A 15,917-nucleotide genomic window follows, 5' to 3' on the forward strand; every position below is an offset into this window, starting at 1 on the left:
TGGTTTTACAGACCTACCACGAAAGCTCTCTGATCAGCAGAAACGTATTTCCCGATAGGAGTTTCGGCACGTATTCGGCACCAGGCCCAGGGCGCGGGGCCATCTGGCCCGCTTCAGCGAATGAGGGGCCCTGCCGCACCCGCCCGGGTAGGCGGGTGCGGCAGTGTGCGGCAGCCGTCTATGCGATGGAGCCGGTCCAGAGGTTGACGGCGGCGGAGTAGACCGCGTACGTCTCGCTGTCGAAGTATGGGGAGACGCTGGTGTCGTAGCGGTTGTCGCCGTCGGTGTCGGAGACGCTGATCGTGATGCCGTTGAGGTAGCCGGTGCGGCTGTTGCTGCTGTAGCGGTACAGCCAGGAGGAGCCAAGGGAGCCTTCACCGGTGAACGGGGAGTCGACGCCGGTGAGCTCTTCGCCCTTGATGGCCGGAGCCAGGGCGGTGAAGGTCTTGCCGTAGCTCCATTCGAGGGTCTGGCCTGTGTAGGGCTGGGTTCCGTCGGGGTTGAGGCCGGCCGGGTAGCCGAAGACGTCGACCGAGGAGGCCGTCGTCTGGTTCCAGGTGAAGCCCTGCCCGCCGACGTTGTCGACCAGCCTCCCGGTGTCGGTCAGCACGTCGGAGGAAGACGAGACGACGCCGTTGTACACGTTCACGAAGGCGTAGTCGCGGTCGTAGTCCGCGTACGCGACGAAGTCGTAATGGGTGACGGCCTGCTTTCCGACGTACAGGCCCCACGGGGTGGTGCCCTCGGAGTAGCCGGGAACGAAGACCCACTTGTCGAGCGTGGCGCCGGCGCGCTGGGTGTCGTACACGCAGTGACTGGCCGTGGCGACGAGATTGCGGTAGGTCGACTGCATGGCGGTGCCTGTACACCAGTGGGGCTGACCGTCGGCACCGACGAAGAACACCTTGCCCGAGGTCGTGGGCAGTTTCCCCTTCGGCGAGAGCGGGCCCTGCGCCGGCGCGATTAGGCCGGGCTTGCCGTCCGGGACGACAGCGGTGGACAGGCGTTTCCCGTGGACCACGGTCTGCACGGCGTAGGGTGTGGCGTTCTTCAGGTTGGCGGCCCCGTTGGCGAGCCAGAACGCCGCGACCTGCTGAGCGGCAGGCACAGTGGAGGCCAGAGGGTCCGTCACCGCGCTCGCGGCCTGAGCCGGTGCAGAGACGACAGTGGAGCCCAGCAGACCCAAGCCGATGCCTAACGCGATCAGTGTGCGCCTCATAACAGATCTCCCGTCCAGTCGTAGGGCGTCCTTCATTGCCCCCGTCAGCATGGAAAATCGGCCCAGCTGATGAGCGCGGCCGACCCGAAGGAAGATCATAACGCTTGCAGGATATCCCGTGAAGAAACGATTGAGATCGTACGTCCGGTGTACGAAGAAATTAGGCATACATGTCTGGTTTGTGGCGAATTTGTGCATAGCAAAACGGCAGAGGGCATCGATTGATAGCTGTCAGAGAGGTGCATGCAAGGTCATCGGACTGTAACGTCCAAAAGTATGACAGAGGATGAGGCGTAGGAGGAGGAGGCGTAGGAGGCTGGTCACATAGGTGCTCGCCGTGCCAAGAAGTGGCTTGAAGCTACTGCAAGAGCGAGCACCCCATGGGTAAACCCAGTCGGTGCAGCCAAATTGAAGTTTTCATGGGGAAATACTAGTACATTTTCCTTTGACTTAGGCGGATTGTTTCGCGGTGAAGAACTAGTAGGGCTTGGTTACCTCGGGTAGGGGACGGTATGTCACCTGTTTGGGGGTGAGGGAAGATGACCCCTCAAGAACTCGAGGCCGTGCGGGCGCGGCTGGAGACGTTTGCCGCTGAGATGTTCTCCGGTTTCGCCCGTGCTGATCAGCGGCGGTGGGGCGAGCGGTATGTGCGCGGCCTGCTGACCGACGGGGCACGGAAATCGATGGAGCCGATGGCGGCCCGGCTGGGCGTGGATCGCCAAGGGCTGCAGCAGTTCTGCACCGATGCCCCCTGGTCGCATCAGCTGGTTTTGGCCGAGCTGGCCTGGCGGATGGAGGCGGCGATCAACCCGGTGGCATGGGTGGTCGATGATGTGTCCTTTGTCAAGGACGGCCAGGAGTCGCCGGGGGTGGCCGCGCAGTATTGCGGGGCGCTGGGCAAGACCGCGAACTGCCAGGTCGCGCCGAGCGTGCATCTGGTCACCGACGCCGCGTCGTGTCCGGTGAACTGGCGGCTGTTCGTGCCCGAGCAGTGGGATGCGGCCTCGCCGCGCACGGAGGATCCGGCCGCGGTGGCGGCACGCCGGCAGCGCTGCCGGATCCCTGCGGACATCGCTCATGTGCCCAAGTGGCAGCTGGCTCTGGACATGATCGACGAGCTGGAGAGTTGGGGGCTGGATCCGCCGTTGGTGGTCGCCGATGAGGGCTACGGTCAAGACGGGGCCTTTCGCCTGGGCCTGACCGAGCGCGATATTCCCTACGTGGTGGGGGTGCGTTCCGATACCGCGCTGCTGGAGGCCGAGGCCTGCCGCAGCGTCGCGCCGTATGCGGGGACCGGGCGGCGGCCGGTGCCCCGCTACCGGCAGCGGCGCATCAGCGCCCGGCAGTTGGTGCTGGAGGGCGGGCGGCGCGCGCTGCACGCGGTGCGCTGGCGGATGGGGTCCAAGGGGCCGTTGCGCTCGCGGTTCGCCGCGCTGCGGGTACGGCCGGCGGGGGTGCGGATCCGCCGCGCGTATGCGGGCGGGGAACTGCCGGTGTGCTGGCTGCTGGCCGAATGGCCGCCAGGCGAGCCGGAGCCGGTCAAATACTGGCTGTCCACCCTGCCCGGCGACATTCCGCTGCGGCGCCTGGTGCGCCTGGCGAAAATCCGCTGGCGCATCGAGCACGACTACCGCGAGCTGAAGACCGGGCTGGGCCTGGATCACTTCGAGGGCCGTACCTGGAGTGGCTGGCACCACCACGTCACTTTGGTCTCGGTCGCACACGCCTTTTGCACCCTGCAACGGCTCGACCCAAAAGTCCTAGCTGTGGCTTGAGCACCTACCAGGTCATCACCGAGCTGCAGCTCCTGCTGGCCTGCTGGGCCGGATCCTGCCCCACCTGCCGCCGCGCGTTACCCCGACATGCCCAGCCCGTCCCCACCTAACCAAGCCCTACTAGATGATTGAGTCCAAGGGCTTCGGTCACAGTTAGTGGTCGTAGGCGATCAGGGATCGCTTGATCGGTTGTCCAGTCTTGTCGTTGTGCCAGATTGCGGCGGTCAGTGCCAGGATCCGTGTCAGTACGCGGATGATGACGCCAGCAGGAGTACGGGCACCGTGTCGTTCCAGGTCGAGCTGGCCCTTGAAGGTCTGGTTGATCGACTCGATGGTCTGCCGCAACGGCTTGAACAAGCGTGCTCCGGCCCGCTCGGGCTCACCCTTGCGGGCTGGGCGCAGCAGCCTCAGGTCACGCTCGGTGAGGGCCTGCTCGAAGGCGCGGCCGTAGTAGTTCTTGTCCGCGATGATCGTCTGACCGGGACGGGCGGCCACCATCTCGGGTGCCGAATCCAGCATCCCGAGCAGGGTCTCGCGCTCGTCGGCCTTGGCGCCGGTGAGCGCGAACGCCATCGGCAGCCCGCCCAGGGTGCACAACAGGTGCAGCCGCAATCCCCAGAAGTACCGCGAGTGGGACGCGCAGTAGCCGTACTGCGCCCACCCGGCCAGATCGCTGCGCTTGGCCGTCTCCCGGGATCGGCCGCACTCCACCGGCGTGGAGTCGACCAGCCACACGTCGTCGCTCCACAGCGAGGTGTCGGCGGCCAGCATCCTGATCATGTGCAGGACCAGGCCGGACGCTTTGCGTAGCCGCTTTCCGTACCCGGACTGCCCGGGCAGGTAAGGAAACATGTCCCTCAGTTCGGTGTGGGCATAGCGCACCCAGCGCCGCTCGGAGGTGAAGCCCAGCAGAGCCGACATCACCGCCAGTGTCACGAGTTCGGCGTCGCTGAGGGCGGGTGCGATCCCCGTTTTCGGCCGCCATGGCAGCAGGTCCGGCGATGCCTTCACCGCGTCGTCGATCTTGACATAGAGTGCGGTTGCGAGGGTGTTCAGTTCTGTCGTCACAAACGGATCTTGAACGCCCTCGCCCTATTTTCGCAGGCGATCCCTTGGACTCAATCGTCTAGTAGGGCTTGGTTAGGTGGGGACGGGCTGGGCATGTCTGGGTAACGCGCGGCGGCAGGTGGGGCAGATACCGGACCAGCAGGCCAGCAGCAGCTGCAACTCGGCGATGACCCGGTAGGTGCTCAAGCCGCAGCCGGCGCTTTTGGGTTGAGTCGTTCAAGGGTGCAGAACGCGTGTGCGACCGAGACCAGGGTGACGTGATGATGCCAGCCGCTCCACGTGCGGCCCTCGAAGTGGTCCAGGCCCAGGCCGGTCTTCAGCTCGCGGTAGTCGTGCTCGACCCGCCAGCGGATCTTCGCCATTCTCACCAGGTGCCGTAGCGGGATGTCGCCGGGCAGGGTGGACAGCCAATACTTGACCGGCTCCGGCTCGCCCGGTGGCCATTCGGCCAAAAGCCAGCACTCCGGCAGCTCTTCACCGGCATGGGCACGGCGGATCATCCGGCCCGCGGGCCGTACCCGCAGCGCGGCGAACCGGGAGCGCAGCGGTCCCTTGGACCCGGGCCGCCAGGTCACCGTGTGCAGCGCGCGCCGCCCGGCGGTAGTAACGATCTGCTGGGCCGAGCACGGCTTGTCGCGGTAACGCAGCACCGGCCGCCGTCCGGTCCCCGCATACGGCGCGACGCTGCGGCAGGCCTCGGCCTCCAGCAGCGCGGTATCGGAACGCACCCCCACCACGTAGGGAATATCGCGCTCGGTCAGGCCCAGGCGAAAGGCCCCGTCTTGACCGTAGCCCTCATCGGCGACCACCAGCGGCGGATCCAGCCCCCAACTCTCCAGCTCGTCGATCATGTCCAGAGCCAGCTGCCACTTGGGCACATGAGCGACGTCCGCAGGGATTCGACAGCGCCGCCGGCGCGCCGTCACCGCGGCCGGATCCTCCGTGCGCGGCGAGGCCGCATCCCACTGCTCAGGCACGAACAGCCGCCAGTTCACCGGGCAGGAGGCGGCGTCGGTGACCAGATGCACGCTCGGCGCGACCTGGCAGTTCGCGGTTTTGCCCAGCGCCCCGCAGTACTGCGCGGCCACGCCCGGCGACTCATCGCCGTCCTTGACAAAGGACACATCATCGACCACCCAGGCGGCCGGGTTGATCGCCGCGTCCATCCGCCAGGCCAGCTCGGCCAGCACCAGTTGATGCGACCAGGGGGCATCGGTGAGGAACTGTTGCAGCCCTTGGCGGTCCACGCCCAGCCGGGCCGCCATCGGCTCCATCGATTTACGCGCTCCATCGGTCAGCAGGCCGCGCACATACCGCTCGCCCCACCGCCGCTGATCAGTACGGGCGAAACCGGAGAACACCTCAGCGGCAAACGTCTCCAGCCGCGCCCGCACGGCCTCGAGTTCTTGAGGGGTCATCTTCCCTCACCCCCAAAGCAGGTGACATACCGTCTCCTACCCGAGGTAACCAAGCCCTACTAGGTGGCTTGGAATTTTTGGCGAAATCCAAGTACTACCATAAAGCCTGCGATCAAAACGCCTTGTGCCGCGAATATCTAGCCAAATGCTATCGAGCGTTCACAATCTTGCCTCAGTGCTGCAATTTATTCTTATGGATCACCTGGTCTCCTTTCATGGTGACAAGATGGGACGAGATTCGAACTCCAGAGTTCGTGGCAGAATGCGTCCGCATGCATCAAGAAAAAGTCTTCGATATTGCAAGTAGCGACAATGTGCCGAAGATTGATGAGGAAGTTTGCAAGGAAGCATTAAAGAGGCTGTACGTACTGCTGAGCTTTAATCCGTGAAGTTACAGCGGCATGAGGACCAGGTCGGTCTCGGCCAGGCAGCCGTCGATCAGATGCGGCCGGTACTGGATCTTCTTCAGCCCTCGCTTGACCACCCGCACCACCCGCACCAGCTGGTCCAGGCCGGTCACCGCGAGGTTGGCCAGCCCCCCGCGGTAAGTAGCGACCAGATGCCCTCCGCCGGATCGAGGTCGGGAGCGTAGGTCGGCAGTTGGATGACGGCTCAACGAAGTTAGCGGGGGGTCGGCCGACTCGGCCTGCCGTCCCGAGTGGACCCTGATGCGAAGAGGCCCGTGGCCATCGGTGATCATATTGTTGCCGAGACAAAGTTGATCACAACAGAAGAGCCACGGCCATGGGTAACGATACGACCCGTCTGCTGAGACTTGACGGCCTGGCCGTCACCGCGGTTGCTGACGGGCCGGACGGCCCGATCGTGGACCTGGTCACCGCCGATGAGCATGCGCGGCGCTGTCCTGAGTGCGGGACTCCAGCGCGGCGCTCGAAGGGCCGGCGACGAATTCGCCTCCTTCCAGCTCCACCCCGCCCGGCAGCACCTTGACCACGCTAACTCCCGCCCGGACGGTGACGCCCAGCCGATCCAGTGCCGCCATGAGGTAGGCGCGGGCCTTGGTGCCCATCATCGCGGCGGGCTCGCCCCGGCTCAGCAGAAGCCGGGGTCGCGTTGTAGAGCGAGGCGTCGAACGCGGTCATCGGAGGTCACCTTTCGCGGGACGTCGGGCAGCCGCGGAAAACGAGGTCGGCCGATCTGACAGGCTGGCAGGAGGGGGACAGCAGAAGCGGCAGGACGGAGACGAGCGCGTGGCCGGTTGGAGCGCGATGGCGGGGATGCACGACTTCGTCGTGCCCGACGAGGCGGCCGCGCAGGCGTTCGCCGAGCAGCTCGCGGAGTACGGGTTCCCCTGCGTTTTCGCCCGTCCGCACCCGGACGGCGGCTGGCTGGTGATGGCGCTCGACGAGGGCCCCTACCCGGTCGACACCGTGGGTCACCGGCAGATCGAGGCGGTGAGCCGGGAAGCCGCGGCGATCGCGCGGACGTACGGCGGCCGGCCCAGCGGCGGCAGCCGGTTCGACGTCAGCCGGATGGCCGAGTATCGCAGCTGGACCGCCCCGATCGAGGTGAGGGGGACAAAGGCGCGTCCGCCGGTCCCGGAGGTCACCGTCGTCCCGGCGCCACCTCTGGAACCACTGGCGCTCACACCGGACTTCGCCACCCCGGGGATCGTGGAGCTGGCCGGTCTCGACGACGTGCCGTGGGGCGACCTGGAGCACGCGCACGGGTCCGCCGCCGACGTCCCCGACCTGCTGCGCGAGCTAGCGGACGGCACGGGGGAGTGGGACGAGGTCCTCGACGAACTGTTCGGCGACGACCTGCTGCACCAGGGCGACTGCTACGAGGCTACCGCCCCCGCGCTGCCGTTCCTCACCGAGCTGCTCGTCGCCGACGCGGTGCCCGCGCGGCAGCGCCGGGACCTCTACCTGTGGCTGATGGTCGCCGGTGGCCGCCGCAACGACAACCTGGTCGCGTTCGCCGACCTCCCGCTGGACGAGGAGGAGCCGCTCCAGCCGGGTGCGTGGGCCGAGGAGGTGTTCCGGACCGTCGGCGACCAGGTTCCGGTGCTGCTAGACCGGTGGGATGCCGAGCCGCCGGGGATCCGATTCGTGCTCGCCGTCCTTGCCGCGCAGCATCCCGGGCACGGCGTGCGGGCCGCCGACCGGATCGCTGCGTTGGCCGCCGAGCACGACGGGACGCAGCAGGGTGCGTACCTGCGGCTCGCCGTGGAACTCGTGCACGGCCGCAACGCGCAGGCGCTGGCCCTCGCCTCCGAGATCATCGACTGGGCGGACAGCCTGGAGCCGGAGTGGCTGGAGGCTCCGGGCGTGCCCGACGGCATCAAGGCGGCGCACGTGCTGGCCGAAGGCACGCTCTGCACGATCGAATAGCGGCATCACTCGGCCACCGGGACCACGATCCTGGTCACCAGCTCGTGCGGCTCGGTATCGCCTCGGGGTCGAGCTTGGCTGGTGGCCACTCGGCGTGGCCAGACCCACACTCCGGCCGGAGGAGTTCGCCGTTGCGTTACGGGAGCGCGATGGTGATCTTGTGGGTGCCGCTGTTCTTGGCGCTGGTGTCGACGCGGATCCGCAGGTCGATGCCGGTGCCCAGGACGGTGATGGTCGGTCGGCTGTCTCCACGGTGGTGACGGGGTTGTGCCAGGTGATGTCGAGGCTGGTGATGTTGCGCGTGGGGTTGACCACGCACATCGTGGTGGTGGAGCGATGCGACGGACCAGGACGCTGGCGGCGCCGGTGGAGCTCAGCGGCCCGGCGGTGCCGACCCTGTAGAAGTTCGCGGTGGTGTATCCGAGCGTGGGGACGCTGATGGCCTGGTAGGCGATGCTGTTGGCGTGGATGGTCAGCCAGCCGGTGTCGGCGGCGCGCGCGGCGGTGGCGACGTTGTCCACTCCGGGCATGAGGATGTGCGCGCTCATGATCCGGAATATGCTCGGAACGATCAACAGCGGGCGCGTACCATCGCGACGATGGTGAGGGCGTTGCGAACCGGGCTCATGGCCGCTGCGCCGAGATTCCAAGATCCGGGATATGCGCGGGATGATCTTGAGAGGTAGGTCCCAGTCAGTAGAACCTCCAGCAGGTCATACGTGTGATCGTCGCTGAGGTGCCGATCCGCTGTAAAACCGCCGGCAGTCCGGCCTCACGTCCGTTACGTGCCCGCTGGGAAGGAAACGAGGGGAGCAGCGGGGAAGGCGATCAGTGCGCTGCGCCGTGTCTTCGCTGGTCGAGCAAGACCGTGCCCGCTGTTGCATGGCCTGGATGTTCACGCCCTGCTCAATCAAAGGGCGCTCGTTGTATGCCGAGCGTCACGGGCAGTCCGGTTCCAGAGTCGAGCAGGATTCGGCTGCCCAGGGGTTTGCTGAGCGTAATGGTGGTCTGGGCGAAAAGGAGTATGTCCTGGCAAGACCCACCGCTAAATGTCACGTCCACGTCGACCACCACTATGTCGCGCGTCTCGTGGACGCGGGCGCCATGGATGTCGTCACATGCGCCATGACCGAACTGAAGAAGCAGGTCCCGGGGCTTCCCCGGGACGGGCTCGAAGGCCATCACCTCCCCGTACTCCCCTTCTTGCGGGGTGGGACGCGAGGTGGTGGCCGACGGGGGTATCGCCGCGTAGATGAACTTCTCTTCGACGCCCTTCACGGTGAAGTGCCAGGCAGGCACCTGAATCATCCCCCGGCTGGTGAGCAGCGGTACATCGCTGGGTTCGGCGCCGGTGACCCGGAGGGTGGTACAGCCATCCGGCGGGCAGTCCTCCTCAATGAAGTCGTCGGGCTTGCTCAGCTCCACGTATGCCGTCGCCGCCGTGATCAAGGGGACCGTCATGGTAGAGCCATCGGGCCAGCGCAGTTGTGTGCTGGTCGGGGATTCTGCGGGCAGGTCGACGTCAAGGGCCCACGCTCCGTTGGTCTTGCTCACGCCCACCCAGTCGGGTATGTGTAGCCACTCTGGCGCGATGTCGAGTCCCGCCAACGGTACAAAGCCGTCCCGCCAGGCACGGTCAATTTCGGAGCCACGCCAGCGGTCCATTACCTCACGGGCGCGATCCTGGAACTTTTCCGACGACGTATGACTGTCGCTGCCACCCGCAGAGAGCAGCAGCACCAATGAGAGGAACCAGATGAGCTTACGCAAGGCGGCACCTGAATCACGAGAAGAGAGGGTCCACCGGTCAGTGAGGGGTGGACCAGCGGGACAACCGGGCTTGGAGAGCTCACATCCTGCCGCATGAAACCCGCATTCATGGATGGGAGAATATGGCCCATACTCGGGTCGCGATCGACGCTGCTTAGTCGAGGCTAGATGTAGTCCCGGTCCAGCACGGGTGGCACGAGCATGATGTGCTCGTACTCGCCGTACTCAACTGTCTGGTGCGCCGGAAGCCGCTGCCAGAGATTGATCGAGGAACGACGGCCAGTGAACGGGCATGACGAAGACGGGCTTGCCCCCTCCGTCGCAGGCCCGCTGCTTCGTGGTGGGTCGAGACAGACAGGAAGATCAGGCGGAGGAAGTGTTCGTGTTCGCGCATGATCTGAGGGTTGATCGCGTGCCACAGGCGTGCCAGATCTCACGGGAAACGACGGGGAATCACGGGGACTCACGGATCAAGAACGAAGAAGGCCCCTCACCGCATCTCTGCTGGTGAGGGGCCTCTTTACGCTGATGTGGCAGGTGCAGGACTTGAACCTGCGTAGGCTGAGCCGACGGTTTTACAGCGAGCCGTGGTTTACCTAGCACCCCCCGCCGGTAGACCCGTACGACGGAGATGACCCGTTCTGGCGGGAGGTACGGGCGACCATGGAGCGGGCGCGCACGGCTTCCGGGGAAACGGACATGCTCCGGCTGAGCCGAGAGGGATACGAACGAGCGTGCGCCACGCTCGAACTGACCCCCATGAGCGACGAGGAGTGCGAGAGCCCGGAGATCTGCGATCGCACGTACGGACCTCCCAAAGACGGTTTCGTCGCGACGATCTCAAAGAAGCTCGCCTTCGGGCGCGACTGGGGCATCAGAGGCGAACGACGCAAGGAGCGGATGCGGCTCCGCCAGGAACTGGAACGGAGGTTCCCCCGCAGGATGTCGCGTGAGCAGTACGAGGAGTTCTGCACTGAGGCCGGACTTCAACCGCCCCCAGCCTTCAGCAGGCAGGTGGCAGTCCTGGAGTCGCAGGCCGAGCGCCTCAGCCGGGCGTAGGGCCGCGTAGTACATGCAGGCGAACAGCGCCATGAGCCGCCGGCCCGGAGCATCGCCTCGTCGTCCGCCAACAGCACTCGGATCATCGGCCGCTGCCTTCGCCTGTCTGCGAAAGCGGCACCCGAAGCCGGGTACCGCCCGGTCATGCAGGCACGCTACCCAACGGGAGAGGGACTGGCTGACGTTGACGCCGGTCCGCCCGGGAGCGGGGCGGGAGTGCCCGAACGGCGGGCAAGGATGGTGTGGACGAGACGGGAGACGACGACGGCGGCGGCGGCCAGCGCGCCGGTGCCGGCCCAGATGTACAGCGCGAGCCAGACATAGGTGATCTGGTCCAGCGTGCCCACCCGACGCATCAGGAAGCCGATCAGATCGGCGAGGCCGACGAAGATCGCGATCGGCAGCGTGTAGGGGACCAGCCGTACGATCAGGCGCCACACGGGGCGGCCTGCACGTCGGCGGGCCCATCTGCGGGCACGGTAGACCCCCACGAAGCCGAGCCCGAGGTTGAGCAGGGTCAGGCCGCCCAGCCAGGGGTCCGCGGTCGTGGCGAAGGGTACGGTGCCCGCGTCGGGGCGGCCCTCGATGATGTCGATCAGGCCGTCGGTGATGATGACCGCGTCGTCACCGGAGATCATCCCGGTGTTGGTGACAACGGCGATGCCGTATCCGCTTGCGGGCAGGAGGGTCTGCGCGGAGTTGTGGGTGAGCAGCCACCCGGTGTGCTGGAGCTGGGGCGCTCCCCCGGCGGTCTTCCCGGTCTCCCATCCCATGCCGTAGTTGCTGCCGCCCACGCCGGACGCGGTCTGAGCAATCTTGACGGTCTCCTTGGGGAAGACATGGCCGGTGCCGTTCTGCGTGATCAGCCACTTGGTCATGTCGTCGGCGGTGCTGACGACGCCGTAGGCGCCATTGATGAACCACTTCGGATGGGAGCGCTTGATGACCTGGCCGTAGGCGCGGATGTAACCCTCGCCCGTGCCGGGGAGGTCCATGGTGGTGTTCACCGTCCTGGTGGACGTCATGCCGATCGGATCGAAGGCGGTGGCGGCCATGTAGTCGGCGAACGGCACCCCGGCCACCACCTCGACCAGCCGCGCCGCGAGAGAGTAGTTGGGGTTGTGGTAGATCTTCTTGGTGCCCGGGTCGGTCGCGAGCGGGGCGGTCCGCAGCATCGCGACGGCGTCCTTGAGGGTCTCCGGCGCGGGGAGCGTCAGCTCGGGGAAGGTCTGGTCGCTCATCCCCGAGGTCTGCTGGAGCAGCTCCCGCACGGTGATCTTCCCGGCGCGGGGATCGGCCATGGTGAACTCGGGCAGGTATTTCCGGACGGGGTCGTCCAGGCTGAGCTTGCCCTGGTCGGCGAGGTGCAGCACCGCCAAGGCCGTGAACGACTTGGAGACCGAGGCGAGCGGCATCGGCGTGTCCTTCGTGATCGCCTCGCCACCGGCTGTGTGGCCGTAACCAGCGGCGTGCACGACCCGGTCGCCCTTGGTGACCGCGACCAGGGCACCGGGCAGTCGGGTCCGCTCGATGTAGTCGCGCATGTAGTGGTCGATCGCGGTCGCGCTCAGCTCGCCGGTCTCCGGCACTTCCGCCAAGGCACTCGCCGGCGTCACCCCCATCGCGAGCAACACGCCGGTCAGACCGGCGATCGCCGCGACCTTCCGTATCTTCATCGGGGGCCCTCCGTGGTCTCCATTTGCATGGGACGAACGTTAGAAGTCGGCGGGAGGGCCACACAGCGTACGATCGGATGGACCTCACCATGACTTTCGTCAGGTCCCGGATCGGGGTGCATCCTCTCCACCTTCGGATTGGTTGCCGTGTGATCCGCTCTAGTTGCGGTTTCCCGCTGTACACCCCTTGTCCGTGGCCATGCCAAAAAGTCGCCGCAGGTGGCCAATTCCAGGTCACCACTGGTGGCCGGATTAAGTCCCCACTCTGCTCGCGTGTCGTCGAGGGGTGCGTGCCCTGAGCGGTGATCGTGACGGTGTCAGCCAGTCACGAGATCACCGCTCAGGGGGTCTGTTCGGCCATGAAATCTTCGGGGGAAGTCATGGACATCATCGCCGCCTACCGCGAGGTAGGCACCTACCGCGGGGCCGCCGCCATGTGCGGCACCACCCACAAGACCGTCAAACGCATCATCGAGCGGGCGCTGGCCGGCGACAAGACGCCGGGCCGCAAGCATCGTGAGCACAACTACGACGCGGTCGCCGACCTGGTGACCGAGAAGGTGGCGGCCACGGCCGGGAAGATCTCGGCCAAACGGCTGCTGCCGCCGGCCCGGACGGCCGGCTATGCCGGCTCGGCCCGTAGCTCCCGCCGTCTGGTCGCAGCCACGAAGAAGGCCTGGCGGCGCGGGCACCACCGCGGGCGGCGCCCGGCACTCTGGACGCCGGGCGAGATGCTGGTCATCGACTGGGGCGACGCGGGCGGTGGCCTGCACGTGTTCTGCGCGGTGCCGGCCTGGTCACGCGTGCGGTTCGTCCGCTTCGCCGACAACCAGCGCGCCGCCCCGGCGTTCAGTACGGCTGCGCCGATGTCCGGTACGCGGTGGGAGATTTCCGCGACTGTACGGATCGAGGCGTTGTCGTCACTCACGTAGACGGTGGGAAGGTCCTGTCCCGACAGCACGAACCCGGTGACCTCGCAGTTGACGTTTCCATCCGCGGCGCGCTCGCCGTCCTCGGGACCGTGGACCGCAGGAACGGCCAGCACGGTCAGATCGCCGTTGCCGTCCGCGCGCGGTAGGGCATGGCTCGTCCAGAGGGAGAGACCGACCGCCGGGGAGCCGAGCCGGCTGGCGGAACGGGGACCGGTGAGGACCAGCGGGGCGGCCAGCGCGGAGGCGCGGCCGTGCTCGTCGAGGTTGTCCAGATGCAGATCGTGGCTGACCAGAACGAGGTCGACCGGGCCCAACTCATCCGCGCCGACAGCGGGTCCGGCCGTCTTGGTGAGGTATCCGTGGGGACCGGCGGCGTCGAAGGCCGGGTCGGTGACGATGCGCAGGCCGCCGATGTCGATGACGGCCGTAGGACCGCCCAGGACCATGACCGCGCATTCCTGTCGGGGCAGCAGCCCTGCTGCCGTCATCGCCGTCCTCGCCGAGTCGTCTCGATCGCTTCGTTCACGCCACCGAGGATAAGAACCTCACGCACGCGCGTGAGATGCCTGTCGTGATGCATCCATGTCCGGCAGACATGGATGCTGATCATCCCGCCCGGGACGTCGGCTCACTCGTGCTCCGCCCTTACGGCGGCGTCCAGGAACCGGCGGACCAGGGCCCGTTGAGCGTCGGGCAGATAGACAAGGCTGACCGGGCTGGGCGGCGCCTCGGTGAGCGGAATGAAACGGAGGGCGGGGTGCTGGGTGCGGCGCTGCGCCATCTCGGGGACGATGCCGATGCCACGGTTGGCGGCCACCGTCTCAAGCCATTCGTCGTAGTTGGCCGTCTCGATGATCTGCTCCGGGCACTGGTCCACGGACCAGGACCAGGGGCCGGTGGTGCCGCTGACCGTGTTGACGACCAGGGGCCAGTGCTGGACGTCCGCCCAGCCCAGGTGGCCGAGACGGACCAGATCGCAGTGCTCGGAGCAGACGGCGATGCGCGGTTCGTCGTACAGGTGCACGGTGCGCGCTGCCCTCGGCGGGTCGAAGTCGCCGCGGACCAGGGCGATGTCGACGGCGCGCTGCCGCAGAGCCTGAAGGGGATCGTCGGTGCGGGTCAGGGTGACCGAGGCTCCGGTGTCCTGCTCGAAGTGGCTCACCGCCTGCTGGGCCCAGGGGTCGGGCAGCAGCCAGCTGAAGCCGAGCCGGAGGGTGACCTTGTGGCGCACGACGGCCAGGGCCTGGTCGAGGGTGAAGAGGACACGCTCGGCGTGGAGGAGGAACTCGGCGCCGGTGGCCGTCAGCTCGACGTGCCGGGAGGAGCGGTCGAGGAGGCGGACGTTCAGGTTGCCCTCCAACTGCGCGATCGTACGGCTCAGAGCCGGCTGTGTGATCAGCAGTTCCTCGGCTGCCCGGGAGAAGGACCGGTGTCGTGCCACAGACGTGAAGGCCCGCAGGTGACGGAGTTCGACGTCCATGCTCATCGTGCCTTCTCCCCGGATCCATGCCTGCCGTGCATAGCAGCAGCTTAACCGGCATTTCACAAGCGTTCGCGGGCTGTCTAGCGTGGGTGGTGGCCGCTGAACGCCGAGGGAAAGTGATCATGACGCCAGAAGTAGCACGACCAACAGCCCCCACCCGCCCGCGCAGGGAGTCCCCCTGGACGATCGTGGCCCAGGCCGCGGCAGCGCTCGCCGCGGGTATGGGGATCGGCCGGTTCGTGTACACCCCCATCCTGCCGCTCATGCACGCCCAGGCAGGTCTGTCCTCGGGGCTCGGGGCGAGCCTGGCCACCGCGAACTTCATCGGCTACCTCGCGGGCGCCCTCGTCGGCATCGCCGTCCCGGCCGTCGTACGCTCGGCCGCGACCTTGCGCGGCTCGCTGGCCGTCATGGTCGCGACACTGGCGCTCATACCGGCCACGCACGACGGCACCGCCTGGTTCGCGCTGCGGCTGGTGGCCGGCGCCGCCAGCGCGCTGGTGTTCGTGATCGCCGTCAGCGCCGTGCTCTCCCGCCTGCAGGCGCACGCACACCACATGGTCGGATGGGCCTTCGGCGGTGTCGGCGCCGGAATCGCCCTGTTCGCCAGCTACACCTTCGAGGGCATCGGCTACATCATCGCTGGCACCTTCCTGGTCGCGGCGATCCAGCAAGGCGTCCAGGGCTGGCTCGGCAGCGGTGCCTGGATCGTGGTCGGACTCGCCGCCCTGCCCTCCTGCGCCCTGTGGACTCGCCTGGCACGCCGCTGGTCGCGACCGGCGCTACTGCTCACCTTGCTGAGCATCCAGGCTGTCGGCATCGCGCTGCCGGCTTTGCTCGGCGGCGCTGCCCCGGCGCTGGTCTCCGCCGTGCTGTTCGGCGCCACATTCATGGGCGTCAGCACGATCGCCCTGTCGATCGGCACTCATCTGCAAGTGCCGCGCGCCGTGGCCCTGCTGACCGCCGGATACAGCGCTGGCCAGATCCTCGGCCCGCTGCTGGCCGCACCCCTGCTGCGTCACGGTTACCACCAGGCCCTCCTGCTGGGCAGCACCATGGTCGCAATCGCCGGAGTCGCGGCCGCCGCCGTCTGCATCCGCTTTCCGCACCACCTCGCTCCCGTCGCCTCGACGGCCTGACACCCGCACCCCAGGAGGAGTTGT

General features: G+C 67.0%; 13 protein-coding genes and 2 pseudogenes. 4 read left to right on the top strand and 11 right to left on the bottom strand.

Annotated features, from left to right (window positions below):
• Window positions 1-178: 178 nt before the first annotated feature.
• Window positions 179-1,219: a trypsin-like serine peptidase gene (locus FHR32_RS16960; RefSeq protein WP_184755196.1), complete on the bottom strand. Its 1,041-nt coding sequence runs from the start codon at window positions 1,217-1,219 to the stop codon at window positions 179-181.
• Window positions 1,220-1,758: 539 nt separating this feature from the next.
• On the opposite strand from FHR32_RS16960, the gene FHR32_RS16965 reads away from it, so the two are divergent.
• Entirely contained in the window at window positions 1,759-2,994 is a 1,236-nt protein-coding gene (locus FHR32_RS16965; protein ID WP_184755197.1) for an IS701 family transposase, read from the top strand.
• A gap of 153 nt (window positions 2,995-3,147) precedes the next feature.
• On the opposite strand, the gene FHR32_RS16970 is transcribed toward FHR32_RS16965, so the two are convergent.
• From FHR32_RS16970 to FHR32_RS16980, 4 genes and pseudogenes are all read right to left on the bottom strand, one after another.
• Window positions 3,148-4,062 carry an IS982 family transposase gene (locus FHR32_RS16970; protein WP_184752293.1) on the bottom strand — a complete coding sequence of 305 codons (915 nt, stop codon included), beginning with the start codon at window positions 4,060-4,062 and terminating at the stop codon, window positions 3,148-3,150.
• Between the two features lie 182 nt (window positions 4,063-4,244).
• The gene (locus FHR32_RS16975; protein ID WP_184755198.1) at window positions 4,245-5,480 is read right to left on the bottom strand and encodes an IS701 family transposase; all 1,236 of its coding nucleotides are present in this window, start codon (window positions 5,478-5,480) and stop codon (window positions 4,245-4,247) included.
• Window positions 5,481-5,871: 391 nt separating this feature from the next.
• Window positions 5,872-6,089 (bottom strand): annotated as a pseudogene (locus FHR32_RS47685) (IS630 family transposase); the annotation flags it as partial.
• 226 nt (window positions 6,090-6,315) lie between these two features.
• Window positions 6,316-6,513, bottom strand: a complete 198-nt coding sequence (locus FHR32_RS16980) for a hypothetical protein (protein WP_184755199.1) — start codon at window positions 6,511-6,513, stop codon at window positions 6,316-6,318.
• A 178-nt stretch (window positions 6,514-6,691) separates the two neighbouring features.
• On the opposite strand from FHR32_RS16980, the gene FHR32_RS16985 reads away from it, so the two are divergent.
• Window positions 6,692-7,834 (top strand): hypothetical protein, encoded by a 1,143-nt coding sequence (locus FHR32_RS16985; protein WP_184755200.1) that lies wholly within the window; start codon window positions 6,692-6,694, stop codon window positions 7,832-7,834.
• 136 nt (window positions 7,835-7,970) lie between these two features.
• Here FHR32_RS16985 and FHR32_RS44440 read toward each other — a convergent pair whose 3' ends face one another.
• From FHR32_RS44440 to FHR32_RS16995, 3 genes and pseudogenes are all read right to left on the bottom strand, one after another.
• Window positions 7,971-8,153 carry a hypothetical protein gene (locus FHR32_RS44440; protein ID WP_246466181.1) on the bottom strand — a complete coding sequence of 61 codons (183 nt, stop codon included), beginning with the start codon at window positions 8,151-8,153 and terminating at the stop codon, window positions 7,971-7,973.
• Between the two features lie 25 nt (window positions 8,154-8,178).
• Window positions 8,179-8,382: pseudogene (locus FHR32_RS47270) on the bottom strand (polysaccharide lyase beta-sandwich domain-containing protein); the annotation flags it as partial.
• 358 nt (window positions 8,383-8,740) lie between these two features.
• Window positions 8,741-9,604: a hypothetical protein gene (locus FHR32_RS16995; protein ID WP_184755202.1), complete on the bottom strand. Its 864-nt coding sequence runs from the start codon at window positions 9,602-9,604 to the stop codon at window positions 8,741-8,743.
• Between the two features lie 699 nt (window positions 9,605-10,303).
• On the opposite strand from FHR32_RS16995, the gene FHR32_RS17000 reads away from it, so the two are divergent.
• Window positions 10,304-10,663 (top strand): hypothetical protein, encoded by a 360-nt coding sequence (locus tag FHR32_RS17000; protein WP_184755203.1) that lies wholly within the window; start codon window positions 10,304-10,306, stop codon window positions 10,661-10,663.
• 155 nt (window positions 10,664-10,818) lie between these two features.
• On the opposite strand, the gene FHR32_RS17005 is transcribed toward FHR32_RS17000, so the two are convergent.
• The 3 genes from FHR32_RS17005 to FHR32_RS17020 form a co-directional block, all read right to left on the bottom strand.
• A complete protein-coding gene (locus tag FHR32_RS17005; RefSeq protein ID WP_184755204.1) occupies window positions 10,819-12,339 on the bottom strand; it encodes a serine hydrolase domain-containing protein in 1,521 nt (506 codons plus the stop codon).
• Between the two features lie 622 nt (window positions 12,340-12,961).
• Window positions 12,962-13,759, bottom strand: a complete 798-nt coding sequence (locus tag FHR32_RS47275) for an MBL fold metallo-hydrolase (RefSeq protein WP_221465435.1) — start codon at window positions 13,757-13,759, stop codon at window positions 12,962-12,964.
• 140 nt (window positions 13,760-13,899) lie between these two features.
• Window positions 13,900-14,757 carry a LysR family transcriptional regulator gene (locus FHR32_RS17020; protein WP_221465436.1) on the bottom strand — a complete coding sequence of 286 codons (858 nt, stop codon included), beginning with the start codon at window positions 14,755-14,757 and terminating at the stop codon, window positions 13,900-13,902.
• 119 nt (window positions 14,758-14,876) lie between these two features.
• On the opposite strand from FHR32_RS17020, the gene FHR32_RS17025 reads away from it, so the two are divergent.
• On the top strand, window positions 14,877-15,893 hold the full coding sequence (locus tag FHR32_RS17025) for a YbfB/YjiJ family MFS transporter (protein ID WP_184755205.1): 1,017 nt from the start codon (window positions 14,877-14,879) through the stop codon (window positions 15,891-15,893).
• The last annotated feature ends 24 nt before the right edge of the window (window positions 15,894-15,917 follow it).

The sequence above is a fragment of the Streptosporangium album genome, from assembly GCF_014203795.1.
GTDB lineage: Bacteria > Actinomycetota > Actinomycetes > Streptosporangiales > Streptosporangiaceae > Streptosporangium > Streptosporangium album.